Source organism: Bacillus sp. z60-11 (assembly GCF_046464135.1).
Taxonomy (GTDB): domain Bacteria; phylum Bacillota; class Bacilli; order Bacillales; family Bacillaceae; genus Bacillus; species Bacillus sonorensis_A.
On record NZ_JBIYSN010000002.1, the window covers coordinates 486,385 to 510,254 of the forward strand.

Annotated in this window: 28 protein-coding genes; 2 read left to right on the forward strand and 26 right to left on the reverse strand. The window is 46.2% G+C overall.

Annotated features, from left to right (window positions below; translation table 11 throughout):
- Positions 1 to 26: 26 nt before the first annotated feature.
- Together ACINLD_RS09300 and ACINLD_RS09305 are read right to left on the reverse strand one after the other, a co-directional pair.
- The gene (locus tag ACINLD_RS09300) at positions 27 to 602 is read right to left on the reverse strand and encodes a TetR/AcrR family transcriptional regulator (RefSeq protein WP_026588047.1); all 576 of its coding nucleotides are present in this window, start codon (positions 600 to 602) and stop codon (positions 27 to 29) included.
- Between the two features lie 364 nt (positions 603 to 966).
- Positions 967 to 1,560 (reverse strand): class I SAM-dependent methyltransferase, encoded by a 594-nt coding sequence (locus ACINLD_RS09305; protein WP_026588048.1) that lies wholly within the window; start codon positions 1,558 to 1,560, stop codon positions 967 to 969.
- Positions 1,561 to 1,845: 285 nt separating this feature from the next.
- Between ACINLD_RS09305 and ACINLD_RS09310 the strand changes: the two genes are divergently transcribed.
- Positions 1,846 to 1,992 carry a YjcZ family sporulation protein gene (locus ACINLD_RS09310; protein ID WP_077736344.1) on the forward strand — a complete coding sequence of 49 codons (147 nt, stop codon included), beginning with the start codon at positions 1,846 to 1,848 and terminating at the stop codon, positions 1,990 to 1,992.
- A gap of 101 nt (positions 1,993 to 2,093) precedes the next feature.
- On the opposite strand, the gene ACINLD_RS09315 is transcribed toward ACINLD_RS09310, so the two are convergent.
- The 7 genes from ACINLD_RS09315 to ACINLD_RS09345 all read right to left on the reverse strand — a co-directional run bounded on the left by ACINLD_RS09315 (position 2,094) and on the right by ACINLD_RS09345 (position 6,765).
- Entirely contained in the window at positions 2,094 to 2,249 is a 156-nt protein-coding gene (locus tag ACINLD_RS09315) for a hypothetical protein (RefSeq protein WP_236251281.1), read from the reverse strand.
- 175 nt (positions 2,250 to 2,424) lie between these two features.
- Positions 2,425 to 2,574 (reverse strand): YrzI family small protein, encoded by a 150-nt coding sequence (locus ACINLD_RS09320; protein ID WP_077736343.1) that lies wholly within the window; start codon positions 2,572 to 2,574, stop codon positions 2,425 to 2,427.
- 396 nt (positions 2,575 to 2,970) lie between these two features.
- Positions 2,971 to 3,204 (reverse strand): YrhC family protein, encoded by a 234-nt coding sequence (locus ACINLD_RS09325; protein WP_026588049.1) that lies wholly within the window; start codon positions 3,202 to 3,204, stop codon positions 2,971 to 2,973.
- A gap of 84 nt (positions 3,205 to 3,288) precedes the next feature.
- Entirely contained in the window at positions 3,289 to 4,431 is a 1,143-nt protein-coding gene (locus ACINLD_RS09330) for a bifunctional cystathionine gamma-lyase/homocysteine desulfhydrase (protein ID WP_410206974.1), read from the reverse strand.
- Position 4,432: 1 nt separating this feature from the next.
- The gene (locus tag ACINLD_RS09335) at positions 4,433 to 5,356 is read right to left on the reverse strand and encodes a PLP-dependent cysteine synthase family protein (RefSeq protein WP_410206975.1); all 924 of its coding nucleotides are present in this window, start codon (positions 5,354 to 5,356) and stop codon (positions 4,433 to 4,435) included.
- Positions 5,357 to 5,407: 51 nt separating this feature from the next.
- The gene (gene mtnN, locus ACINLD_RS09340) at positions 5,408 to 6,103 is read right to left on the reverse strand and encodes a 5'-methylthioadenosine/S-adenosylhomocysteine nucleosidase (RefSeq protein WP_026588052.1); all 696 of its coding nucleotides are present in this window, start codon (positions 6,101 to 6,103) and stop codon (positions 5,408 to 5,410) included.
- A 20-nt stretch (positions 6,104 to 6,123) separates the two neighbouring features.
- Positions 6,124 to 6,765 carry a class I SAM-dependent DNA methyltransferase gene (locus tag ACINLD_RS09345; RefSeq protein WP_409444584.1) on the reverse strand — a complete coding sequence of 214 codons (642 nt, stop codon included), beginning with the start codon at positions 6,763 to 6,765 and terminating at the stop codon, positions 6,124 to 6,126.
- Positions 6,766 to 6,954: 189 nt separating this feature from the next.
- Between ACINLD_RS09345 and ACINLD_RS09350 the strand changes: the two genes are divergently transcribed.
- Entirely contained in the window at positions 6,955 to 7,155 is a 201-nt protein-coding gene (locus tag ACINLD_RS09350) for a DUF2536 family protein (RefSeq protein ID WP_026588054.1), read from the forward strand.
- Positions 7,156 to 7,196: 41 nt separating this feature from the next.
- On the opposite strand, the gene ACINLD_RS09355 is transcribed toward ACINLD_RS09350, so the two are convergent.
- From ACINLD_RS09355 to ACINLD_RS09435, 17 genes are all read right to left on the reverse strand, one after another.
- Complete coding sequence (locus ACINLD_RS09355) at positions 7,197 to 7,901, reverse strand: YrrS family protein (RefSeq protein ID WP_077736338.1); 705 nt, start codon at positions 7,899 to 7,901, stop codon at positions 7,197 to 7,199.
- Between the two features lie 64 nt (positions 7,902 to 7,965).
- A complete protein-coding gene (locus tag ACINLD_RS09360) occupies positions 7,966 to 9,720 on the reverse strand; it encodes a peptidoglycan D,D-transpeptidase FtsI family protein (protein ID WP_026588056.1) in 1,755 nt (584 codons plus the stop codon).
- Between the two features lie 54 nt (positions 9,721 to 9,774).
- On the reverse strand, positions 9,775 to 10,251 hold the full coding sequence (gene greA / locus ACINLD_RS09365; protein ID WP_026588057.1) for a transcription elongation factor GreA: 477 nt from the start codon (positions 10,249 to 10,251) through the stop codon (positions 9,775 to 9,777).
- Between the two features lie 240 nt (positions 10,252 to 10,491).
- Positions 10,492 to 11,127, reverse strand: coding sequence for a uridine kinase (gene udk / locus ACINLD_RS09370; protein ID WP_026588058.1), 636 nt, complete (start codon positions 11,125 to 11,127; stop codon positions 10,492 to 10,494).
- 4 nt (positions 11,128 to 11,131) lie between these two features.
- Positions 11,132 to 12,400: a peptidase U32 family protein gene (locus tag ACINLD_RS09375; RefSeq protein WP_077736337.1), complete on the reverse strand. Its 1,269-nt coding sequence runs from the start codon at positions 12,398 to 12,400 to the stop codon at positions 11,132 to 11,134.
- 13 nt (positions 12,401 to 12,413) lie between these two features.
- Positions 12,414 to 13,343 (reverse strand): peptidase U32 family protein, encoded by a 930-nt coding sequence (locus ACINLD_RS09380; protein WP_077736336.1) that lies wholly within the window; start codon positions 13,341 to 13,343, stop codon positions 12,414 to 12,416.
- Positions 13,344 to 13,349: 6 nt separating this feature from the next.
- Positions 13,350 to 14,000: an O-methyltransferase gene (locus tag ACINLD_RS09385; protein ID WP_026588061.1), complete on the reverse strand. Its 651-nt coding sequence runs from the start codon at positions 13,998 to 14,000 to the stop codon at positions 13,350 to 13,352.
- A gap of 170 nt (positions 14,001 to 14,170) precedes the next feature.
- Positions 14,171 to 15,271, reverse strand: coding sequence for an endolytic transglycosylase MltG (mltG, locus tag ACINLD_RS09390; RefSeq protein WP_410206976.1), 1,101 nt, complete (start codon positions 15,269 to 15,271; stop codon positions 14,171 to 14,173).
- A gap of 105 nt (positions 15,272 to 15,376) precedes the next feature.
- Positions 15,377 to 15,661, reverse strand: coding sequence for a DUF1292 domain-containing protein (locus tag ACINLD_RS09395; RefSeq protein ID WP_026588063.1), 285 nt, complete (start codon positions 15,659 to 15,661; stop codon positions 15,377 to 15,379).
- Positions 15,662 to 15,674: 13 nt separating this feature from the next.
- Positions 15,675 to 16,091, reverse strand: coding sequence for a Holliday junction resolvase RuvX (ruvX, locus tag ACINLD_RS09400; RefSeq protein ID WP_026588064.1), 417 nt, complete (start codon positions 16,089 to 16,091; stop codon positions 15,675 to 15,677).
- A 6-nt stretch (positions 16,092 to 16,097) separates the two neighbouring features.
- The gene (locus ACINLD_RS09405) at positions 16,098 to 16,364 is read right to left on the reverse strand and encodes an IreB family regulatory phosphoprotein (RefSeq protein ID WP_003183920.1); all 267 of its coding nucleotides are present in this window, start codon (positions 16,362 to 16,364) and stop codon (positions 16,098 to 16,100) included.
- Between the two features lie 83 nt (positions 16,365 to 16,447).
- Complete coding sequence (alaS, locus tag ACINLD_RS09410; RefSeq protein ID WP_410206977.1) at positions 16,448 to 19,084, reverse strand: alanine--tRNA ligase; 2,637 nt, start codon at positions 19,082 to 19,084, stop codon at positions 16,448 to 16,450.
- Positions 19,085 to 19,429: 345 nt separating this feature from the next.
- On the reverse strand, positions 19,430 to 20,488 hold the full coding sequence (locus ACINLD_RS09415; protein ID WP_410206978.1) for an AI-2E family transporter: 1,059 nt from the start codon (positions 20,486 to 20,488) through the stop codon (positions 19,430 to 19,432).
- Positions 20,489 to 20,578: 90 nt separating this feature from the next.
- A complete protein-coding gene (locus ACINLD_RS09420; protein ID WP_077736334.1) occupies positions 20,579 to 20,710 on the reverse strand; it encodes a YrzQ family protein in 132 nt (43 codons plus the stop codon).
- Positions 20,711 to 20,725: 15 nt separating this feature from the next.
- Positions 20,726 to 20,917, reverse strand: coding sequence for a hypothetical protein (locus ACINLD_RS09425; protein ID WP_006637793.1), 192 nt, complete (start codon positions 20,915 to 20,917; stop codon positions 20,726 to 20,728).
- Between the two features lie 15 nt (positions 20,918 to 20,932).
- A complete protein-coding gene (locus ACINLD_RS09430; RefSeq protein ID WP_026588067.1) occupies positions 20,933 to 21,397 on the reverse strand; it encodes a PRC-barrel domain-containing protein in 465 nt (154 codons plus the stop codon).
- Between the two features lie 89 nt (positions 21,398 to 21,486).
- Positions 21,487 to 23,859, reverse strand: a complete 2,373-nt coding sequence (locus ACINLD_RS09435; RefSeq protein ID WP_277692935.1) for an ATP-dependent RecD-like DNA helicase — start codon at positions 23,857 to 23,859, stop codon at positions 21,487 to 21,489.
- Positions 23,860 to 23,870 lie beyond the last annotated feature (11 nt).

The following is a 23,870-nucleotide window of genomic DNA, read 5'->3' on the forward strand; positions in this document are numbered from 1 at the left end:
ATCCTTTCTATTTTGAAAAAAGCAGGTTACCCATGATGTTTGATGGCATTCCAAGAACATGCCTGAATCTCTTCGATCAGTTCGGAAGGATCTTCAATTTCCCCAGCTTTGACGAGTTTTTGAATGTGGACAAATGCGCCGAACACCATCGCAGATAAAATATGGGAAGGCAGCGGACAAATGATGCGCGCTTCCTTTCCTTTTTCAAAAAATGCGTAGACAAAATCCAGCAGGTCATTCAGTACGTCCCGGCTTTCTTCAGTGAGATAATGGGAGGTTTTATCAATCTCCAGAAAATAGAGAGCATGGACATTTTCCTGGGAGAATCTGAACAGGCAGCGGAAAATATGCTGAAACTGCTCGCGTATGCCCGCAGAATGTCCGGGATGGCCCTCTTCCAGCTTTTTTTTGAAGCGTTTCACACTATCTTGAAAGAGAACATTTACAAGGCCTTCCTTGCTGTCAAAGTATCGGTAGATTGTTCCCGCTCCGACGTTTGCCCTCTCAGCGATCATCGGGATGGTTGCGGCATCAAAGCCCCGGTCTGCAAAAAGGACGAGCGCAGCCTCAATGATCCTCTGATATTTGCTTTTTTGTTCCACATGAATTTCCCCCAAGCAAAACGGAATGAACATTCATTCCGCAGATTCCTTTATATTCCCTTTTGACAGATCATCACAAAATTCCTTTTTCAATATAAAAATTTTTAATCAAAAAGCAAAATGAGGATGAACGGCCTATTTTTTGTTGTATGATAAATTACACAACAAAAAAAGATCAGGATATTCCTTCCTGTCTTTTGATAGTATTCTTATATATTAATTTTTATGTCTAATTTCGTTTGTGATATAACGGCTGCACAAAAAAAGAGCTGATGATGAACAGCTGGGTTTGTCTTTTGACGCGAGCCGACTTAAATTCTATGAAAAACGCAAAAACCCTCTCATGTTGAGAGGGTGGCTGCCTTTATTTTACCGCTGTTATGCAGCAATCTTTGTCACGCATATGTACGGTGATGTCCCTGAAATGGCTCTCTTCGAGCAGGCGCTTGATTTGCTGTTCGGTATATAGAGTATCTCCTTTTGCCTGTCTTGAATGTTTCGTTTGCCCGTTAAGGTGAACGGTGAAAAACACGGTGCCGTCGACCTGCAGCACTCGGTAAAACTCCTTTAATGCCTGCTGAATATCCGTCCCGCCATCCATCGCATGGATCGAGAATACTTTATGAAAAGAGCGGTCGGCAAAAGGAATGTGTTCGGCATGGCCGACTTTCACTTCCGCTCTCCCTTCTTTTCTTAAATGGCGGGTGCGGCGCAGACTTTGTTTTACCATCCTTTTGGCGGGATCAACCCCGCAGGCTGTTCCGCTTTCAAGCTTTTCCGCTACCCGGCATAGCACCGCTCCGCTTCCCGTTCCGATTTGCAGAATGCGTTCATGCGGGCGGACATCCAATAACTGAATGACCCATTCGTTTATATCATGATTCATATAAGAAGCGGTCCATTTCGAAAACATCCCCCACGGACTCCGCAATCGTTTTCCAAGCCATTGTTCAAACACGTTAAAACACCTGCTTTAATCTTTTTAGCCCGAATTTTGTTTTTAGCATCGGACAAATGAGAAAACAAAACGGGCCTTACTACATCATATCGGTCAGCAAGACAGAATATTAAAAGCATTGGCCAACATATCTTGACCCGCACTTCTCAAGACTAGACGGATTCATATCGGCAAATGTTTCGCGCACGCTGAAAAAGCCTGCAATGAAATGGACTATCCGCCCTTTCAATCATTGATATAAATGCATAGGATGTAAGGAACTTTCACTAAAAGGTGGTGCTATTTATGGGCTTTGGTTATGGCGGTTTCGGCCGCTGCGGCGGCTATGGCGGCGGCTATGGCTACGGCGGTGTCGGTTATGGCGGCGGCTTTGCGCTTATCGTCGTTCTCTTCATTCTTTTGATTATTGTTGGCGCTTGCTACGTCTGCTAAATGAAACGGAGGGGGTGTTGTTCACCTCCTTCATTTTGTTTTCCGCGCTTCCCAGACAAGCTGAAAAGTAAAAAGAGCAGAAAATAATTTTCTGCTCCTTCCTAATAATAGTACCAATAATAAGGCGTCCAATAACCGGATTGGCGCGCCCATTCCATTCTTTGGCGGCGATACGGATTTCCGTAGCCATGCTTAAAAGAATGGGGCATTGATGTATATCCATGGCCGATAAATGGCATTCTGCCGTCTTTCTGCATATTCATCACCTGCATTCATCTATTGCATTTCTAATCTATATTATGCAGACAAATGAAATGCGGAACCGATGCCGCCCCGGCTAAACCTGATCCTTCTCCTGTGTATAATGTGCCAGCAATTCCCTTCTGAATGTCATTTTTATCTCCTCCTTTATTGATTGTATGACTTCCGTGATCAGCGCTGGCTGTTCAAATAAAGGTACTTCAGCTGCTGATCTTTCATTTCACTGTACATTTGTTCGATCTCGTATTCTCGCTCGTACTCTTCCGGACTTTTAAATCGCTTTTGAATGGTTAATGTTAAAAAGAATAGATTAATCGTCATGTCGCTCACCTCCTTTCAAGTTTGCTGTTCAAAATAAAATAAGCCCGCAGATCATCTGACAAACCTGCGGGCGCAAACCAAAACCGCCAGATAAAAACAACAAAGTCTTTATCTTGCGAGGAGCAGCGTATTGTTTTTCCTTCCTAACGTTTCACTGTGCGGCATAAGCAGCGGTTAAGGAAGGGCACAATGTCTCCCACAGGTTGAATGAAGCATGGTATTCACAAAGTCTAGTGTATGTAGTCAATGTCTGTTTCATGTTCATCAACCTCCTCTGCTTTTTGTTTACTTTGTAAGTATATCCATCAAATTCCTGTTTGTAAACCTTTTTTTCAAAAAATGGACGCATTTTAGGGCGCTCAAAAAAGGCAGAGAACTCAATATGAGTTGCTCTGCCTATGATTCTTCCATTTCATCCAATTGTCTTTTGTATTTGAGCGAGCGTTTCACACAAAAGAAAGCGCCGGCCAAAAAGCCGCATGTCGCAAGCATCATCACCGTTTTTTGCCCTGCACCCAACCCTTGGCCGGGAATGATGGAGCCGATATATAAAAACGCGCTTACACTGAGAAGTGTAAAAGCAAATTGTTTGTAATCTTCCATTAACGATTTAACCTTTTTCTGATGCATGTATGATCACCTGCCTGGTTCATAGTCGATATGAATCAGAATAACATAGATTAACAGATGATCAGACATGTAATTTCAGCCAATTTATGAAAGCGGAGCGAGCGCCTGGCTCAAGTCTTCCAACAGATCATCCATGTCCTCAATTCCGACAGAAATGCGGATCAGTCCGTCTGTGATGCCAAGCTCGAGCCTCCGTTCGCGCGGGATCGATGCATGGGTCATCCGCGCCGGAACAGAGATCAGGGATTCCACCGCACCCAGACTTTCGGCGATGGTAAACAGCTTCAGTCGTCCTAAAACGATATCGACATTTTCCTCCTCGCCGATATCAAAGGAGATCATCCCGCCGAATCCCTTGCTTTGCCGTTTAGCCAGCTCATGCCCGGGGTGGGACGGCACCCCTGGGTAATACACCTTTTTGACGGCTTGATGCTCTTCTAAAAATCGGGCGATTTTCCGGGCATTTTGTTCATGGGCTTCCATTCTCAAACCGAGCGTCTTCATGCCCCTCATCAAAAGCCATGAGTCTTGCGGGCCAAGAATGCCGCCGGTGGAATTTTGGATGAAGTGAAGCTCTTCTCCGAGTTCTTGAGAAGCAGTCACCACAAGCCCCCCGACAACATCGCTGTGCCCTCCTAAATATTTTGTCGCGCTGTGAAGCACGATATCGGCGCCAAATGAAAGCGGGTTTTGGAAATACGGTGTATAGAATGTGTTATCCACGATCAGCAAGAGATCATGTTTTTTCGCTGTTTCAGCGACCTTTTGCAGGTCGGTGATTTTTAAAAGCGGGTTTGTCGGGGTTTCGACGTAAATCGCTTTCGTATTCGGTTTGATCGCTTTCTCAATGTCGCCAGTGTTGCTCGTGTCGCTGAAGGTCGATTCGATGCCGATGCGGTTCATCACCTTTGTCATGACACGGTAGGTGCCGCCGTAGACATCATCTGTCAAAACGACATGATCGCCGCTTTTAAACAGCATCATGACCGCTGTTATGGCCGCCATTCCAGATCCGAACGCATAGCCTGCTGCCCCTCCTTCAAGATCTGTGATTAAAGCTTCCAGCGCGCTTCGCGTCGGATTTGCTGTTCTTGAATATTCATACCCCGTATGCTGTCCGGCCCGCGGCTGTTTGTACGTGCTGACTTGATATATCGGAACCGAGACGGCGCCTGTTTTTTCATCTCCCGTTATACCGCCGTGGATCATTTTCGTTTTTTGCTTCATCTTACATTCCTCCTTCATAGATGTTTTTGCTTAAATAACGGTCGCTGCCGTCAGGAAAAATCGTCACAATGTTTGTGCCCGGCTCCGCTTTTTCTGCTTCTTTCAATGCCGCAAATAAAGCAGCGCCAGACGAGCTTCCGATCAGGAGGCCTTCTTTTTCAGCGGCTTCCTTGACGAGCCGGAACGCATCTTCATCGAGGACGGTGTAGATCTCATCAAAGTGCTTTTCGTCCATGTAATCGGGAATGAACTCCATTCCGATTCCCTCTGTTTTGTGTCCGTGCGGTTCTCCTCCGTTTAATATCGAGCCTTCCGGTTCAACAATGACCGTTTTAACGGCCGGATTTTGTTCTTTCAAAAAGCGGGCAGTCCCGGCAAAAGTCCCGCCTGATCCGGCTCCGGCGACAAACACGTCAACCTTCCCGTCAAGATCCTGCCATATTTCCGGCGCAAGTGTTTTGTAGTAAACCAATGGATTTACTCGGTTTTTAAACTGTAAAACGCAATAAGAATTTGGAATTTCCCTCTCCAATTCAAGAGCCCTGTCAATCGCGCCTTTCATCCCTTTCTTTCTCGGCGTGTGAACAATCTTTGCTCCGAGCGCTTTCATGATCGACCGCTTTTCCATGCTGAAATGCTCGGGCACGCAAAAAATGGCGGTGATTCCGTGTTTTCTGGCGGTCATGGCCAATCCGATCCCTGTATTGCCGGCCGTTGCTTCAATGATCGTGCCGCCCGGTTTCAGCTTTCCTTGCTGGAGTGCGTGATCAATCAGCACTTCTCCAAGGCGGTCCTTAATGCTCCCGCCGGGATTCATCATTTCCAGTTTTGCATAGATGTTGACCCCCTTAGGTATGGGAAAATTCAACAGCTGCAATAAAGGGGTTTTGCCGATTAATTGTGTGATATCTGTGATCACATTCATATTCTTTCCTCCTTCAGGAAGGTGCAAAACAGAGGGGAAAGCCCCCCTGTTTTAATTGATTCTTTTGATCATGCGGAGTACGAGGTCTGTCGAATGCTTTGCAGCCTGATCCAAGAATTTGTCAAATGATACTTCAGATTCCTTTCCGGCAATATCTGAGAGCGCCCTGATCACAACAAACGGGGTGTTAAATTGATGACAGACTTGTGCGACAGCCGCCGCTTCCATTTCCACCGCATAAAGATCTTCAAATTTGCCGCGGATGAAAGCCACCCGTTCTGGGTCGCTCATAAAGGAGTCGCCTGTTGCGATCGTTCCTTTGACCACCTGGATATGCCCCAGTTGTGCCGCTTCTTCTTCGGCTGTTTTGACCAATGCGCCGTCAGCCTGAAATGCGGCCGGAAGATTTGGAACCTGTCCATATTCATAATCAAAAGCCGTGACATCGACGTCATGATGGCGGACTTCCGTAGATATGACGATGTCCCCGACATTGAGGGAGTGATGGAAGCCCCCGGCTGAACCGGTGTTGATCACAACATCCGGTTTAAAACGGTCCAGCAGGATCGTCGTACTCATGGCCGCATTCACCTTGCCGATGCCTGATTTTAAAAGGACGACGTCTTTTCCTTCATAGCTCCCGCTTGTGAATTCACAGTTTGCAATCACTTCCCGGTTTGTCTCTTCCAATTTGCTCCGCAAAATCGTGACTTCTTCTTCCATTGCTCCGATAACTGCTATTTTCATATCATAACATCCCTTCAAATTTACAATTTTGCCGCTTCCATTACCCAGACAAAATCATTATGCTTTTGAAAGGCGATCCTGAATTGTTCTGAGGTAAAGATCGTTTCCATCTCGGAAAGCGTCGGATAATGTTCTGTTTCAAGGTCTTCCGCCAATTGGTGAAATTCTTTTTCCTTCGCCTGTTTGACGGCGGAAACAAAGGCTTCGCTATCCTTGAAGACGGTATCAGCAAACACTATTTTACCATGCTTTTTAAGCATTTTTCCATATCGCCTTACCGCTTCCTGTTTTTCTTCGTTTGTCAGATGATGAAAAGCATAAGAACTCACGATGGTATCAGGTGTAAACGGAACTGACGGAAAGTCGAGAAAATCTCCGTCCAAAATGGCTGTGTCTTTCGGCAGCTTGCCTCTGGCAATGGCTCTCATCGCTTTTGACGGTTCAACAGCGCAGACTTTTTTTCCGGCATCGAGCAACTTTGCAGTCAGATTGCCTGTGCCTGGCCCGAACTCGAGCACTCGCTCGCCGGAACGCCTGACGACATCGTCCAAAATACCGTCATAATTTCGAAAAACTTCTTGATACTGTATGTCACGCCCCACGACTGTGTCATCATAGGAATCTGCCCAATGATCAAATAAAGAAATAAATTCTCTTCCCATTGTATCGCCACTCTCCACTTATTTTTATAATTCCTATAAGTATAGTATGATTTAACGATTGATTAGTTCTTATCCTAACATCATTTATTCATTTTGCATACAAAAATGGTTTGGCTTTGTTTCTTCTTGCCACAAGACCCGCTTCTTTGATTTAATAAGAATGACTTGAAGCAAACGGAGGATTGGTTTATGAAATTCGAACTGGATCTGATCAAGGAAAAAGTTGAATTTTTTGAAGCCCCGACACTGGAGGAGCTGGAAAAGAAAGTGAATCAGCAGATCGAAAACAATCAGGCGATTTTGTTAAAGGTCCATTCGGTTTCCCACCAGACGGCGGTCATCGACGGACGGATCCTATACAGTGCTGTGGTTCATTTTAAAGCGGAATAAAAAAAAGCGGCCGGGTTCATTTTAACCCGCCGCTTTTTCCTTTATTTCAGCTTTTCGACCTTTGTCGGTTTCCAGCCTTTTCCGTCAACCCATGTGATGGCCACTTGATATTTCACTCCGCTGTCATTGGTTTGAATCGTTCCTTTCGCGTCTTGAGGACTACCGTTGTTTCCAAGCCAAATCACGGTCATGTTGTCTTTGGAAACGCCTGTTGCATAAGAGATGGCTTCAAGCATCTCGGCCCAGTCTTGTGAAGAAGAATCGTATGTGGCCGTATGCTCTCCGCTTTGTTTTGTGCCGACAGGCTTCCAGTTCGGGTTGATGATCGTCTTTTCGACGTTGGCGCTGGAGCCTCCTTCTTTTACTTCGGCCCCTTCAAACGGATCGTCGGATTTTTCTTTGTCTTCGTCTGAAGCGGTCTCTTTTTCCTGATCTTTATCAGCATCGGAATCTGATGCGCTGTCTTCTTTGTCAGCTGAGTCGTCTTTCGTTTTACTGTCATCTTTGTCTTTCACATCTTCATCAGAGGTTTGTTTTTTATTGTCTGATGCAGGCGCTTCTTTCGTCTGTTCAGAGTCGTTTTTTGAGACGTCCTGTGTCGCCTGCTCTTTCGGGCTGTTCATCATCAGGCTGCTGGCGACGACAACAATCAACACCAATACGATGCCTATTAAAATGTTAAGCACAAGATTTGCTTTCCTGCGCTTATCACGATTTTCAAATCGAGATTCCCTTGATTCGCTCAATTCTTTGCACTCCTTTACTCCCTCTTGCCTCGCTTCTTATTTTATCATCACCGGAGGCTTTCTTCTATGTCTGGTTCTTTTCAATTTCATATACTTTTTTAACAATATCATAAAATACTGCATTTGTCGCAGCCTTACCTTCCGGCGTATCCATATGCACGACTGCGAGCGCGTATTTTGGCTTGTCCGCCGGAAAATAACCGGCAAACCACTTATGGTAAAGCGTTTGTTCATCTTTTGACTTCCGCCCGGTTTGCGCAGTGCCCGATTTCCCCGCCACTTCAAAGGGAAGGTCGCGGAAGCGCCGGCCTGTCCCCTCGTCTGATGTGACAACTTTTCTGAGCAGCTTTTGCAGCTTCTGCGCAGTATACGGATCAATTGTTTCTCCCGGCAGATCCTGGTCTTTAAAAGCCGTCATCAATGTGCCGTTTTTGTATTCGATCTCATCAGCGATTTTGACTTGCTTTTTCTCGCCGCCTCTCGCGATCGTAGACATCATATTGGCGATCTCCAGAGGCGTCAGCTTCACATTCTTTTGGCCGATGGCGGTCTGCGCCACCGCTTTTTTGACTTGTTTATCCCGGTCATCCCCCCAGATCGACCCGGCTGTTTCACGGTAAAACTGCCTGAAATGGTCTTGATGGTAAAGCTTCCCTTCCCAGCCGACGCGTTCGGTCAGGCCGAGCTTTTGCGCTGTCTTTTCAATGATGGAGCTGTTTTTTTCCACAAGCTGCCCGGCGAGGGTTGTAAACGTGTAGTTGCAGCTCTGTGCAAAGCTGTCTTCGATATTCAGTTTCCCTTTGTCTTCCCCTGGTTCACCGTAAAGGTTCAAATTGCAGTTGAATGTTTTCGACGGATGATCCAAACCGTTTTCAACGGCTGCTGCTGCGATCACCGTCTTAAAAACGGAACCCGGGTACATCGGTGTGAGCATGTAGTTTTGCCGCGTTTTTTGCGAAGCCATGTTTAAGTCGGGCTTGCTGGCGATCGCCAGTACACTGCTGTTTTCGATATCGATTAGAACAGCGCCGCCTTTTTCTAATTTTTGCTCACTTAACACGTCTTCCACCGATTCCTGAATCTTTTTATCAATCGTCGTTTTGACTTGCAACGGATAAAACGGATTTGCGTCAGCTGTATATTTGACGTCCATACCGAACAAAGGGTTTCCCATACCGTCAACATGATATAAAAGCTTCGTTTCTTGTTCGGGAAGCAGGAATTCATCAAATGTCCGTTCCATGCCGAATGTGCCGATTTTTGTGCTGATGGACAAGTCGTCTTTATGCGGGTATTTGCTGCGGAGAAGGTCCGGATCTTGGTTTGTCATGCCAAGCGTATGGGCTGCGAGTCTGTTTTTTTCTGTTTCTTCTATGTATACGCCGTAAAGTCCCGGATATTTCAACTTGTTGATTTTTTCGAGCGCCGTCTTTGAAATGGGCTTCCCCTCATGTTTCGTGAGAATGACCGGTTTTTTCGCGCTTTCCAGCTTTTGCTTGATCTCTTTTTTCGATATGTTTAAAATTCCGGCCGCTTCCTCAATCGGCCATTGCTGTTTATTTAAAAAAGGAAAGAAGATGATGGCCGGCTTTTGACTGACGGACAAGTGTTCGCCGTTTCGGTCTAAAAAAGATCCTCTTCCATCTGAAATCTGAACCGCTTCGGTACGCTGTTTGACACTTTCCTCAATAAGGTTCACATTCCGTTTTGAAAAGGATTCCGTAAAAAACAGTTGGATTTCCGCCAATCTGAACAGCAGAAATAAAAGGGCGGCTGAAATCAGTATAGAGACCCATTTCATACGCTTTCGCAATTTCATCATAAAAACACCTCATCCACATTGTGGACGAGGCTATGATCTGCTAAACAAATTTTAAGAAATTTTCACAATTTTTACAAGCATTTCTCCGCCCGGGGTCTGTACAGTGACCTCGTCTCCGACCTGTTTGCCGATCAGGCTTTTGGCAATCGGGGAATCGTTGGAGATTTTTCCTTCAAACGGATCGGCCTCCGCGCTGCCCACAATCGTATAAGCTTCTTCTTCACCATCGGGAAGCTCCTTAAATGTGACGGTTTTTCCGAGGGTGACAATGTTTGAATTTGCACCATCGTCTTCAATAATCTTCGCATTCCGAATCATATTGTCAAGGGTCGTAATACGCCCTTCTACAAAGGCTTGTTCTTCTTTTGCAGAATCGTACTCGGAGTTTTCAGAGAGGTCTCCAAAGCTTCTCGCGACCTTGATGCGCTCGACAACCTCTTTGCGTTTAACCGTTTTCAAATACTCGAGTTCTTCTTCAAGTTTTTTCTTCCCTGATTCAGTCATAGGAAATACTTTCTCTTGTGCCATTGTTCCTTCACTCCTTCTAGTTGGTCCCTCATCACTTGTATGTGAGAGTATAGACTTGAATATACAAGAATGAGGACAACCCATGTCCCCTTCTTCTCTCCCATATTTGTAAAGTATAATGAAAACCGGATGGAAGGCTCCGGTCAATCGTGCTTATACAGTTAAAGAAGGGCTCAAAGCGAGATCCCTTCAATTTCTATACATAATATGGTCAGAGTAGTCTTTGTCTATGCTATGTTATTATAAAATCGCGTTTTGTTCAAGAATTGTTTGTATTTTGGTCACCATCAGGTCGATTGCGACGCGGTTCTGGCCGCCCTCAGGAATAATGATATCAGCATAACGTTTTGTCGGTTCGACAAATTGATTATGCATCGGTCTGACGACGGAAATGTACTGCTCAATGACAGAATCAATCGAGCGTCCGCGCTCTTTAATATCCCGAAGCATTCTTCTGATAATCCGCAGGTCGGCGTCCGTATCGACATACAGCTTGATGTCCATTAAATCGCGGAGCCTTTCATCCTCAAGAACAAGGATTCCTTCCAAAATAATAACATCTTTCGGATCGACATGCACGACTTCTTCTGAGCGCGTATGCAGCTTATAGTCGTAAATCGGCTTTTTAATCGGCCTGTATGCCAGCAATTCGTTCAAATGCTCGATTAAAAAGTCATTATCAAATGCAAGCGGATGGTCGTAGTTTGTATTCAGCCGTTCTTCAAATGGCAGATGGCTTTGATCTTTGTAATACAAATCCTGCTCAAGCATTAAAATGGAGTGGCCCTTGAACTGTTCATAGATGGATCTGGTGACGCTCGTCTTGCCCGATCCTGAGCCTCCAGCTATTCCAATGACTACCGGTTTCTTCCCCATGCCATTACTGCCCCTTTCTCATCATGTTGCTCGGATAAATCTTCTTGTTGACTTTAAATTTGACGATTTGCAGGGGATGGCGGGCTGCATCAAGCACATTGCCTTTTTCGTCCCAAATCGTTTCAATCTTGGTTGTGAAATTGTCTATTTCCGGGCCGAAAAATTCGACTTCATCTCCGGTTTTAAAGAAGTTGCGCTGCTGGAGCGTGACCATTTTTGTTTCCTCATCATAATCAAGGACAAGGCCGACAAAGTCGTATGTTGTTTTCTTGCCGTGGACGCCGAACATCTGCTCCTCATAGCCCGGCGTTCCTTCAAAGAAGGCGGGAGCGGTGTCTCTGTTTGCACATTTGTCGAGTTCCTTCAGCCACTCTTCTTGAATGACGAAGTTTTCGGGATCTGCGCAATAAGCATCGATCACCTTTCGATAGACGCTGACGACGGTTGCAATATAGTGGATCGATTTCATCCGTCCTTCGATTTTGAGGCTGTCAATGCCGATTTCGATCATTTGCGGGATCGATTCAATCAGCTTCAAGTCTTTTGGACTCATCGCAAACGGCGCATCTTCTTCTTCGTAAAGCGGAAGCGCGTTTGCACCGTTTGTCTGGTACAGGTCATAATCCCAGCGGCAGGACTGGCAGCAGCCTCCGCGGTTTGAATCCCTTGCCGTCATATGGTTGCTGAGCACGCAGCGTCCTGAATAAGCGATGCACATTGCACCGTGAATGAACGTTTCGATTTCGATATCGACTTTTTCTTTCATTTCCTTGATTTCCAGAGCACTTGTTTCACGCGCAAGCACGACCCGCTCAAGGCCTTCTTCCTTCCAGAACTGAACAGCTTTCCAGTTTGAAAGGGACTGCTGGGTGCTCAAATGCACTTCAAGCTTTGGTGCAACCCTGCGGCACGTTTCAATGATCAGCGGGTCGGCGACGATAATACCTGAAACACCTGCGCCTTCAAGATCGCGCAAATAGCCTTCAAGGCCGTCGATATTTTCTTCATGGGCAAAAATATTGGTCGTCACATAAATCTTTGCACCATATTTTTTTGCAAACTCAACGCCTTCAGCCATTTCCTCAATCGAAAAATTATCTGCGTTTGAGCGGAGTCCATATTCACGTCCGCCGATAAATACCGCGTCTGCTCCGTAGTGGACGGCGATTTTCAGCTTTTCCAGATTTCCCGCCGGAGCCAATAGTTCAGGCTTTTTCGTAATGACGCGTTTCCCATTGACGATTTTGGAAATTTTATCTTTTACTGCAGACATGGTGATCCCTCCCTTAATATACTGTCTCTTTGAAAAAGAACCCGGTGTCGATGCTGCGGTTGACAGGCTGAATCTCTTCAATCCGCTCGATCCACTGTTCTTTTTTATCTTCGTACGCTTGTCTGTCTGTGATGCAAAGATCGATGGCCTCGCGGTACATGGCCGTCACCTCTTGGATGTAGTCAGGCGTTTTTAAAATGCCGTCGATTTTAAAGGAGTCGATTCCGGCATCGATTAAATCTTCAAGCTCGTCGATGATGCAAACATCATTCGGGCTCATAATATGCGTGCCGTTTTCATCTTCAAAAATCGGATATTTGTTGCCGCGTTCTTTGTCATGAAGATACATGCCTTTTTCTTTTTTCTTGCCTTCGATGTCCATGACTTTGCCTTGGTATTCAAAATAATTTCCGATCAATGAACGCTTGGACTGAAACATGCACGTCATCCCGTGAACTTGGATTTCGATTTCAACTTCAGCCTGGTCTTTAATGTCGATCATGCTGTCCATATTCAGCTCTCTTGCCAACACCGCGCGCTTGGCTCCCTTGCGCCCCCAATAATTGCAGGAATAATGGTTGGTTGCGGTCGTCTCCGTATTCCAATGGAGCTTCATGTCCGGCGCCGATTCGCGCGCAGCCATCAGAACTGCGGGGTCGCCGAAGACGACTGCATCGGCGCCTGCCGAGGCCAAAAACGAAAGATAGTCATTGAGCTCAGGCACTTTATCATTATGAAAGATCGCGTTCATGGCGACATACACTTTTGCGCCGGCTTCATGGGCCTCCCGGATCGCTTCCTCGATATCCTTCCGAGAAAATTCCCCGGCCAGGCGCAATCCGTATCTTTGTTCGCCGATGATAAATGCGTCGGCGCCCGCTTTAGCCAAAGGCTTAATATCTTGAACAGCTGTCGGTGTTACAAGCAGTTCAGGTTTTTTCATATCCGTTCACCTCTTTTTGCTGACGGCCAATCCGTCTCCGATCGGCAATATCGCCGTTTGATAATCGGGATGGTCCATCAGCCAATGATTATAATGATCTATTTTAGAGACAAGTTTTTTGATCCGCTTGCTTTCGATTTGATCGCAGCCGCCGGCGACAAGCCCTTTAAACAGGACATTGTCGGTGAAGATGATTCCATCATCCGCCAGCATCTTTTCATACATCGTAAAAAACTTTTGATATTGTCCTTTTGCTGCATCAATAAAAAGCGCGTCGTAAGGAGCCATCGACTGAACGGCGTCTGACTCGCTGAGCGCATCTCCGAAAATCACGCGGATTCTGTTTTCCATCTGAAAGGATTTGATATTTTTCAGCGCTTCATGATACCTTTTTTCATCGCGCTCAATTGTTAAAATGTCAGCTTCAGGGAGATGAAGCGCCATCCGAATGGCCGAGTATCCGATGGCGGTGCCGATTTCAAGAATCTTTTTCGGGTTTTTGAGCGAAAGAAGCTGCAGCAGCGCTTCAATACCGGTCGGTTCCATAATGGGCACACCATGCTCTTCGGCATAATATTCCAATTCCATAATTTCCGGCGGCCGCGGCTTGATAAGCCGTTCCAGATAGCCGGTTAGTTCCTCATGTCCGATCTTCACGGCGGATGAGCCTCCCTTTCATAAAAAGAGCTTTAGGTCAGATGTTGAACTCTCCTAAAGCGGTACATGTCTTTTCTCGAATAAACAACCCGATATATTTTACCATAAAACCTTTCTGTTTGCGAATAAAAGGAGAGTATTTTTTTACTCTCCCTCTCCTTCGTCCGAATTCACTCGCTTTGATTGTTGGTGATGTACTTTGATTTGGCTTTATTGTGCTCCTGAAGTGTTTTTGTAAAAACGACTTCTCCATTTTTCTTGGCGAGAAAGTAGACGTATTCTGTTTGATCAGGGTTAAGTGCCGCTTCCCATGACGATTCCCCCGCGTTGGCAATCGGTCCCGGCGGGAGTCCGGTATTTTTATACGTATTATATGGGGACTTCGCCTTAAGATCTTTATAGACGACGCGGCTTTTATGTTTTCCAAGCGCATACAAAACCGTCGGATCCGTTTGCAGCGGCATTTTTTTGGCCAAACGGTTATAGAACACGCTCGAAATTTTGTGGCGGTCCGCTTTTTCCGTCGCTTCCTCTTCGATCAGTGAAGCCATTGTCAGCGTTTTGTGGACGGACATTTTTTTATCGTTCATCTGCGACTCGTATTTTTCGGCCCGTTTATCGGTTTGCTTGATCATCGCTTCGATGATGTTCTCAAGCTTTGTCTCCGGATCATAGAAGGGATATGTCGCAGGGTAAAGATAACCCTCAAGCGGATGTTTAATATTCTTGTTGAAAACCTCATCCGTGATCAATTTCGGATACTTCTTTTTTAATGTGTTGATAAAATCACGGTCATCCAGCTTGTTCATGACTTCTTGTTTGGAGTAGTTCGTTTCTCCGGCAATGATGTCGGCGATTTCACTCAGCTGTCTGCCTTCGGGAACGACGATTTTAAAGGCCGGAACATGTGACGCGCTTGTCAGCTTTTTGATCATATCGGCAGGTTCCATGGACTGGCTGAGCTGAAAATTTCCCGCTTGAAAACCGGATGCGCTTTTAAATTTCACATAAGCGATGAACACTTTTTCGTTTTTAATTAAGTGCTGTTCTTTTAGTTTTGCAGCAATGGAAGAAACTGACGATCCTTTCGGAATATAGACGTTGACCATTTTTTTGCTGTTTTTATCGACCGGTTCAAGTGCGGATTTTACATATAGAGAAAAACCGCCCGCGCCAATGATGAGCAGCACGGCTGCCACGGCGAGACAAAACTTTATTTTATGATTAAGGAGTTTTTGAAAAAATGTGTTTTTAGTCTGATCTGCAAACATTAAAGTCCTCCTCTCCTCCCATGCTATATACTACATGATTCGTATTCATTCGGCAATTTATTACAAAATGTTTTCATAAAAAAAAGCCGCCCTGCGGCAGCTTTTTTATTCTTGCTCTTCTTCATCAGCCAAAAACGTGTTCAGCGTCTCTTCGATCATATCCCATTCTTCTTCTGTTTCAATCGGCATCAATTCGCCGTTCTCACCGTTTTCATTCGGAGTGAAGCTTGAAGCGTGAATTTCGATTTCTTCTTCATCCTGTGCTTCAACTGGATAATACAGCACATATGATTTATTAAATTGATCGCTGTCAAATGTGAAGAGCACCTCACAAAGCTGTTCATTTCCTTTATCGTCTACAATCGTAATGTTTTTTTCTCCATGTTCCACCATGATCACCTCATTAGTTTAGGCTGTCGAGATATCCTTGCAGGATCATCACAGCTGCCATTTTATCGATTACTTTTTTTCGTTTTTGCCTGCTGACGTCTGCTGATATCAGCATCTTTTCGGCCGCCATCGTCGAGAGCCGCTCGTCCCAAAGCACGACGGGTACATGAAACGCGTCTTCAAGCACCTGCGCAAACTTCTGGCTGGCTTCTCCCCTCGGGCCGACGGAACCGTTCATGTTTTTGGGAAACCCGAGTACAATTTTATCTATTGTATAGTCTTTCGTTAACTCAGCGAGGCGGCTCAGGCCGTAATCACCATTCGCTTCGTCAATTTTAATCGTTTCAATGCCTTGAGCCGTCCAGCCCATTTCATCGCTGAGGGCGACGCCGAGCGTTTTTGAACCTAAATCCAGACCTAATATTCGCATTTGTATTTACGCCTCTTTATGCTGTTCTAAGTACGATTTAACCAGCTCTTCGATTATCTCGTCTCTCTCTATTTTCCGAATCAGATTGCGTGCATCTCGATGCCTTGGAATGTAAGCGGGATCACCTGATAGCAAATATCCGACAATTTGGTTGATCGGGTTATAGCCTTTTTCCTGAAGCGCGTCGTGGACGGTTATCAGCACCTCATTTACATTTGTCTCCATTGAATCGTCGGAAAAGTTAAATTTCATCGTCTTATCAAATGAGCTCACCGTTTTGCACCTCTTTCCCAAATTCGCAGGCAAAGTTCCAGCCTGATTGCCTTCTCATCATCATTCTACACCACATCGGTCATTTATAAAACGGATTTCACCCATTCTTCTGCAGAAGATAAAGCTTCTTCCAATTTTTCAGGCTGTTTTCCTCCCGCCTGAGCCATGTCAGGACGGCCGCCGCCACCGCCTCCGCACGCCTCGGCGACTTGTTTAACAAGTTTGCCGGCATGGAATCCTCTCTCTATTAAATCTTTTGTAACTCCGGCAGAAATATTCACTTTTTCATGTTGAACCGTCGCAAGCACGATGACGGCAGAACCCAACTTCGCTTTCAGGTCATCGACCATTGTGCGCAGATGGTTCATGTCTTTTGCATTGACTTTTTCCGCGAGCAGTTTCACCCCGCCGATTTCTTTCACTTTTTCCAGGATCTCTCCCGCTTCTTTGTTGCCGAGCTTCGCGAGCAGGGATTCGTTTTCCCTTTGGGCTTCTTTTAAATCGGACTGCAGGGATTCGATCCGCTTTGGTACTTCTTTTACATTGGTTTTCAGCACTTCTGCCGCAGCCTCGAGAACTTGGAGCTTGGCGTTCATCTCCTCGTAAGCGCCTTTGCCTGTGACGGCTTCGATCCGGCGGGTCCCGGCTCCGATGCCCGATTCTGACACGATCTTAAAGAGGCCGATTTCAGCCGTGTTTTTCACGTGGCAGCCGCCGCACAGTTCGATGCTGTAATCGCCGACTTGGACGACGCGGACGATATCCCCGTATTTTTCTCCGAACAATGCCATGGCTCCCATTGCTTTCGCTTCATCGATCGGTTTCAAATCGATTTGCACAGGAATTGAAGCCCAGATTTTTTCATTTACTTTTGCTTCAATTAGCTCAAGCTCTTCTTTCGTCACTTGGCCGAAATGGGAGAAGTCAAAGCGCAGACGGCTGTCTGACACAAGCGATCCGGCCTGGTTGACGTGCGTTCCGAGCACATCTTTCAATGCTTGATGGAGCAGGTGTGTCGCCGTATGGTTTTTGACGATATCCTTTCTGAGCCGGTTTGTTACTTCAGCGGTCACCATCATCCCTTTTTCAACTGTTCCGCTTTCAACCGTACCTTCATGCAAATGCTGTCCGTTCGGTGCTTTTTTGACATCCGTGACGCGGACAGCAGCATCGCCGCTTCTGACCCAGCCTTTGTCGCCGATTTGTCCGCCGCTTTCGGCGTAAAACGGTGTTTTCTCCAAGATGAATTGGACGGATTGACCTGCATGAACTTGATCAGCAACCTCTCCGTCTTGAAGAAGCTCGGCGATTTTCGTTTCCGTTTTCAGATCCGTATAGCCGATGAACTCGCTTTCGGTCATGATATCGCGGAGAACGCCACCTTGAACCTGCATGCTGCCGACATCCTGGCGGGCCTGGCGCGCGCGTTCGCGCTGCTTGTCCATTTCGCGTTCGAAGCCTTCATGGTCAACATTCATGCCTTCGTCTTCGGTGTACTCTTCCGTCAGTTCGACAGGGAATCCGTACGTATCGTACAGCTTGAAGACATCTTCTCCGGAAATAACGCTGTTTCCTTTCGCTTTCTCCTTTTGAATGACTTCAGACAGGATGGCAAGCCCTTCGTTCAATGTTTCATGGAAACGCTCTTCTTCCGTTTTGATGACTTTCGCGATGAAATCGGCTTTCTCTTTTACTTCCGGGTAGTAAGCGGCCATAATGTCAGCCACAACGGGAACGAGTTCATACATAAACGGACGATTGATATTGATTGATTTGGCATAGCGAACAGCGCGGCGGAGCAGCCTTCTGATGACATAGCCGCGCCCTTCGTTGGACGGAAGCGCTCCGTCACCGATGGCAAACGCAGCCGTCCGGATATGATCGGCGACAACTTTAAAGGCCGTATCTTTTTCAGCAGATGTGCCGTACTTTTCTCCTGAAATGGCTTCTGTCGCCTTGATGATCGGCATAAACAGATCTGTATCATAGTTTGTCTTGGCATCTTGAATGACGGAAACCATCCGTTCCAGACCCATCCCTGTATCAATGTTTTTCTTCGGCAGGGGTGTGTATGTTCCGTCAGGATTGTGGTTGAACTCGGAGAACACAAGGTTCCATACTTCTAGGTAACGCTCGTTCTCCCCGCCCGGGTAAAGTTCCGGATCAGACAGATCATTTCCATAATCTTCACCGCGGTCATAGAAGATTTCGGTATTCGGTCCGCTCGGGCCTTCCCCGATATCCCAGAAGTTCCCTTCAAGCCTGATGATACGCTCTTCGGGAACACCGATTTTTTTCGCCCATAAATCGTAGGCTTCATCGTCTTCCGGATGAACCGTCACCGACAGGCGCTCAGGATCGAAGCCGATCCATTTCGGATCAGTCAAAAATTCCCATGCCCATTCGATCGCTTCTTTTTTAAAATAATCACCGATCGAAAAGTTTCCGAGCATTTCAAAGAACGTATGGTGGCGGGCCGTTTTTCCGACATTCTCGATGTCATTTGTCCTGATCGATTTCTGCGCATTACAGATGCGCGGATTTTCCGGGACAACCCGTCCGTCAAAGTACTTTTTCAGCGTCGCTACACCGCTGTTGATCCAAAGCAGTGAAGGATCTTCATGCGGAATAAGGGAAGCGCTCGGCTCAACGGCATGTCCTTTTTCCTTAAAAAAGTCTAAAAACATTTGCCGCACTTGTGCGGATGTTAACACCTTCATATTCAAACTCCTCCTTTAGTTGCTCACATGCAATATAAAAAGCTCCCGCCCCATGCAAACAAGCGTTTACACAGGGACGAGAGCTCCATCTCGCGGTACCACCCTGATTATGGGCAAAAAGAACGCCCATCACCTCATATCCGAATAACGCCGGATGAAACGGCAGGTTTTAAGCCTGCACTCAGGATTAGCTTCTACTGCTCTTCTGCTTAAAGCTCTTTCACCGCACGGAGCTTCTCTCTTTTAAACAGGGCTTCAGTATACTCGGATCCGTCAAACGAGATACGTATGTATGTCTATTTCGACATTATAGACAACGAAAAGGGGAATGTCAATCTTCTTCATTCAAGCCTTTCTCGCCGCCAGAAAATGGGCGAACATGACCTTTAAAACAGCCATTACGGGCACGGCTAAAATCATGCCGATAATTCCGGCCAATTCGCCGCCGGCAAGCAGCCCGAGCATAATCACGACAGGGTGCATATGAAGGCTTTTCCCGACAACAAGCGGCCCGAGAATGTTGCCTTCAATAAACTGCAAAACCAAAATGGTGATTATGACGACGATAACCAGTCTCGCGGACAGCGCGGCGGCAATCATCACAGCTGGAATCGCGCCGATGACCGGACCGAAATAAGGAATGATGTTCGTCGCGCCAATAATCAGGCCGAGGATCAGCGGATAGGGCAGATCGAAAAACCAAAACGAGAGGCTTGCGCCCAAGCCGATCACAAGGCAGACAAAAAGCTGGCCTCTGATATAGTCTCCAAGCGAATCATCGACATCTTTGATAAACGCGCCGCCTCTCTTCCTCCACGAACGAGGGGTTAAATACCAGACGGCTTTTTTCATCACATCAATATCTTTGACCATATAAAACACCAAAAAAGGAATGACAGCCGCAACAAGCATATAGTCAAAAACAAAACGGATGCTTGTAATCGTCCGTTCCGCCCAGCTTCCCACGAATTCTTCGGTCTGATCGACATACTTGTCGATTCTGTCATGCATCCCGTCAGGCCAGCCATCTGTATGGTGATGCAGTTTTTCGAGCATGTTTTCATAAGATGCAGCAAGGACGGGAATCCCTTCAGACAGCTCGGTCAGCTGTTTGATGAAAATGGGGACGCCTTTGTAAAAGGCATAGCCGAGCCCCCCGAAAAACAAGAAGTAAATCAGCAAGATGCTCAGCGTCCGCGGCACACCCGCGCGGTGGATTTTTTCCACGATGGGCAGAAGCAGATAAGTGATAAAAACCGCAATCGCCAGAGGGATCAAAATCGATTTGAGTAAAATGCACGCCGGCTCCCAGATCATTCTGAGCTGCAAAAAGATATAGACGGTCAACAATAAGAGCATGAAAATTGTGATCCACATTAAAAGGTGCAGCGGTTTTTTCAGCATTTTTTTCACCCCTTGTTAGCTTTTGAAATCTGTTTGTATTTATTCCCCAAGAAAAAAAGGATGCCCTGTCATAAGGGCACCCTTAGGGTGTTAAAACATTTTCATGACGCGTCTTCTGAGCTTTCTCATGTTCCGTCTGTTCAACATGTCGTTTTGCGACATCATGCGGTACATCAAAGCTCCGGCTCCTAAAGAAATGAGAGAAGTCATTGTCCGATTCAAATTACGAACCCCCATTCAAAGGTTAATCGTACGTTCGTCATCTGTAAACAGATCGTCAAGGCTGCTCAATGTTCCGTCTTCTTCGACTTGATGGGTTGAAATTTTTCCTTTTGAAAGGGTCAGCTCAATGAAACATCCCCAGCAATAATATTGATTCACACCGATTTTGCCGATGTTTTTACTTTTGCAGTTCGGGCAAATAAGCATTTGAACACACACCTCTTATTCATTCAAGACGATTGTGTTTCTGCCTATTTCAAGCGGTTCTCCTGATGACTGAACTTGCTTTTTATCGCCTGACAAATCGGCAAAAAAACCGTCTGATAGTTCATATGCTACGATTATGCCCGAGTCTGAAGAAAAGTATACATCTTCCAGCATCCCCAGTGTTTCACCAGAGCCGTTTTTGACCATTTTTTGCTTCAGCTGGTCGTAGGATAGAGCCTGCTTCGGGATGTGCATCGGCTTAAATTCGGTGAAATCAACATATACGCCGTCTGTTGTAATGTCCGTGACAGCGGGAAGCGGAAGAAGGGAACGATGATGATAAAACCGCCGTTTTTCTTCCATAATAAATCCGAGACATGTCCCTTCCTGCGAAAAACAGATATCCGTCACCATCCCAAGCAAAAGAGAAGACTGTTTATCATAAACATTGAGCCCTTCCAGCTCATTGCATGTTCTCAAAGTGTGATCAACCACCTTTTGTCGAACAGTCTTAGCTTCTGCCGCAAGAAAGGGACTCATACGATGTAATGGATTCCATGAAAAGATCCTTATTCCGCCTCTTCTTCCATAAAATCAAACGGTGTGACACCCTCCATTCCGATATTGGCGTCAAATACGCTGAAAGGCAGTTCCTTTTGGAGCGCCATCAGCTCTTCATCTTCTTCATGGGCGGCCTGTTGCAGCCTTCTTTTAAGAGACGTCTGCCGTTCCGAGGATTCTTTATTTCTGACGCCCCATTCAAGAGCCTCCTCTTCTCCGCACAAAATCAGGAATTTTTTGCTTCTTGTGATGGCTGTATACAGCAGGTTTCTTCTCAGCATCCTGTAATAGCTTTTGACAATGGGAAGAATCACGATCGGGAATTCGCTGCCCTGCGATTTGTGAATCGAGCAGCAATACGCATGTGTAAATTGGTTAAAATCTTTTTTGGTAAATGTGATTTCGTTGCCGTCAAAAGAGATGACCGCCATATCTTCTTTTTCCGTGTTTTCTTTTGCATAAAAGATGGAGACGATCTCGCCCATGTCGCCGTTGAATACATTGTGTTCAGGCTGGTTGACAAGCTGAAGAATTTTATCGCCCGTCCGGTATACGACTTCCCCGAATTTGATTTCTCTGCCCTTCGGTTTCGGCGGATTCAGGATGTTTTGCAGGGTCAAGTTCAATTCATTGATACCGGCCGGTCCTTTGTACATCGGGGCAAGCACTTGAATGTCCCGTGCTGAATACCCTTTTTGCAGCGCATTTTTGACGACTTTTTCTACAACCTCCTTGATCTGCTGTTGGCGGCAGCGGATAAAAGAGCGGTCTTTCGTCGGCGCCGTCAAATTTTTCGGGAGGTAGCCTTTTTTCATTTCATGCGCCATTTCCACAATGGACGACCCTTCGGCCTGCCTGTAAATATCGGTTAGTCTGACAGCCGGGATCACGTTTGATGCGAGCAGGTCTCTCAGCACCTGTCCAGGACCGACGGACGGGAGCTGGTCTTCATCCCCGACCATAATCACCTGTAAATGATCGGGAATCGCTTTAAACAATTGGTTGGCCAGCCATATATCAAGCATGCTCGTTTCATCGATGATGACCAGCTTCCCTTCGATCGGGTTGTCTTCATCATGTGTAAAACCTTCGGCGCCGTTCCAGCCGAGAAGTCTGTGGATCGTGACAGCCGGGAGACCTGTCGACTCGCTCATCCGTTTTGCCGCTCTTCCTGTGGGCGCAGCCAATACAAACGGAAAGGTTTCGTCTTTCTTATAATCAGCGGGATTCAGACTCAAGCCGTGAAGCTCGCTGTACAATTCAACGATTCCTCTGATGACGGTCGTTTTACCCGTGCCGGGGCCGCCTGTTAAAAGCAGCATCGGCGACATCAGCGCCTTTTGTATCGCTTCCTTTTGGCTTGGTGCATATTGAACCTGCATCCGCTCTTCAAGCTCGCCTAAAGCAAGCAGAAATTCAGATTCGGGAAACTGCTCATCGTATTCGGTCTGTTCGGCGATCTTCCGGACTCTTTTGGCAAAGTTTTGTTCAGCGTAGTAAAGCGATGGATAGTAGCATCTGTCGTCTTCTACGAAAAGTTCTTTTTGCTCGCCAAGCGCAATGATTTGATCCGCCACATCCATTTCCGTCACTTTCTCATCGCCTGCCGACTGGTTCAACAGCTTTTGCGTCTCGATGATCAGCTGCTTGGTTTCTATGTACGTATGTCCTTCCTGAAGGCATGCCGCTTCAATCGTATATAAAAGCGCCGCCTTGATCCGTTCGGCATGTTTGCCTGAAATCCCCATTCTTCCGCCTAGTTCATCTGCCTTGATAAAGCCGATGCCTTCCACATCCTTGACAAGCTGGTACGGATTTTCCCGGATTTTATCAAGGGTTTCCGATTCGTATGCCTGGTAAATTTTCATGGAAAGCTGCGGCCCGAAGCCGAATTCACTCAAGGAGATCATAATCTGCTCAAGTCCCTGATGCTGCTGAAGGCTTGAGGCAAGCTTATCCGCCTTTTTTTTGGAGAGCTTTGGCACATCATACAGGACGGCAGCGTCCTCTAAAATTTTATTGATCGCACCCTCTCCAAGCTTTTTGACGATCTCTTCGGCCGTTTTTTTGCCGATGCCTTCAAACAAATCGCTTGCTAAATACTGAATGACGCCTTCTTTTGTCGTGGGAACTTCTTTTTTAAAATGATCCGCTTGAAATTGCAGGCCAAACTTCGGATGGGAGGCGGTTTTTCCGTAAAATGTATAGGTTTCATCTTCAAAGACCGCAGGGAAGTATCCCGTTACTGAAACGCTTTTTTCTTCAAAAGACTCCGATGTTTCCTGCACTTTTACTTTTAGGACGGTGTAGAGGTTTGTTTCATTATGATAAATGACACCCGTTACCGTCCCTTTCAGAAAAGAGGCTTCTTCCATTTGCATTTGCCCGGGAT

Bases quoted from the DNA above. Each gene is read 5' to 3' on its own strand.
- ACINLD_RS09330 (WP_410206974.1), bottom strand. From the start codon at position 4,431: ATGAAGCAAAAAACGAAAATGATCCACGGCGGTATAACGGGAGATGAA.
- udk (WP_026588058.1), bottom strand. From the start codon at position 11,127: ATGGGGAAGAAACCGGTAGTCATTGGAATAGCTGGAGGCTCAGGATCG.
- ACINLD_RS09415 (WP_410206978.1), bottom strand. From the start codon at position 20,488: ATGCTGAAAAAACCGCTGCACCTTTTAATGTGGATCACAATTTTCATG.
- alaS (WP_410206977.1), bottom strand. From the start codon at position 19,084: ATGAAGGTGTTAACATCCGCACAAGTGCGGCAAATGTTTTTAGACTTT.
- ACINLD_RS09375 (WP_077736337.1), bottom strand. From the start codon at position 12,400: ATGTCTGCAGTAAAAGATAAAATTTCCAAAATCGTCAATGGGAAACGC.
- mtnN (WP_026588052.1), bottom strand. From the start codon at position 6,103: ATGAAAATAGCAGTTATCGGAGCAATGGAAGAAGAAGTCACGATTTTG.
- ACINLD_RS09345 (WP_409444584.1), bottom strand. From the start codon at position 6,765: ATGGGAAGAGAATTTATTTCTTTATTTGATCATTGGGCAGATTCCTAT.
- ACINLD_RS09425 (WP_006637793.1), bottom strand. From the start codon at position 20,917: ATGCTTATTTGCCCGAACTGCAAAAGTAAAAACATCGGCAAAATCGGT.
- ACINLD_RS09380 (WP_077736336.1), bottom strand. From the start codon at position 13,343: ATGAAAAAACCTGAACTGCTTGTAACACCGACAGCTGTTCAAGATATT.
- ACINLD_RS09350 (WP_026588054.1), top strand. From the start codon at position 6,955: ATGAAATTCGAACTGGATCTGATCAAGGAAAAAGTTGAATTTTTTGAA.
- ACINLD_RS09310 (WP_077736344.1), top strand. From the start codon at position 1,846: ATGGGCTTTGGTTATGGCGGTTTCGGCCGCTGCGGCGGCTATGGCGGC.
- greA (WP_026588057.1), bottom strand. From the start codon at position 10,251: ATGGCACAAGAGAAAGTATTTCCTATGACTGAATCAGGGAAGAAAAAA.
- ACINLD_RS09335 (WP_410206975.1), bottom strand. From the start codon at position 5,356: ATGAATGTGATCACAGATATCACACAATTAATCGGCAAAACCCCTTTA.
- ACINLD_RS09435 (WP_277692935.1), bottom strand. From the start codon at position 23,859: ATGCAAATGGAAGAAGCCTCTTTTCTGAAAGGGACGGTAACGGGTGTC.
- ACINLD_RS09325 (WP_026588049.1), bottom strand. From the start codon at position 3,204: ATGCATCAGAAAAAGGTTAAATCGTTAATGGAAGATTACAAACAATTT.
- ruvX (WP_026588064.1), bottom strand. From the start codon at position 16,091: ATGCGAATATTAGGTCTGGATTTAGGTTCAAAAACGCTCGGCGTCGCC.
- mltG (WP_410206976.1), bottom strand. From the start codon at position 15,271: ATGTTTGCAGATCAGACTAAAAACACATTTTTTCAAAAACTCCTTAAT.
- ACINLD_RS09315 (WP_236251281.1), bottom strand. From the start codon at position 2,249: ATGCAGAAAGACGGCAGAATGCCATTTATCGGCCATGGATATACATCA.
- ACINLD_RS09360 (WP_026588056.1), bottom strand. From the start codon at position 9,720: ATGAAATTGCGAAAGCGTATGAAATGGGTCTCTATACTGATTTCAGCC.
- ACINLD_RS09320 (WP_077736343.1), bottom strand. From the start codon at position 2,574: ATGACGATTAATCTATTCTTTTTAACATTAACCATTCAAAAGCGATTT.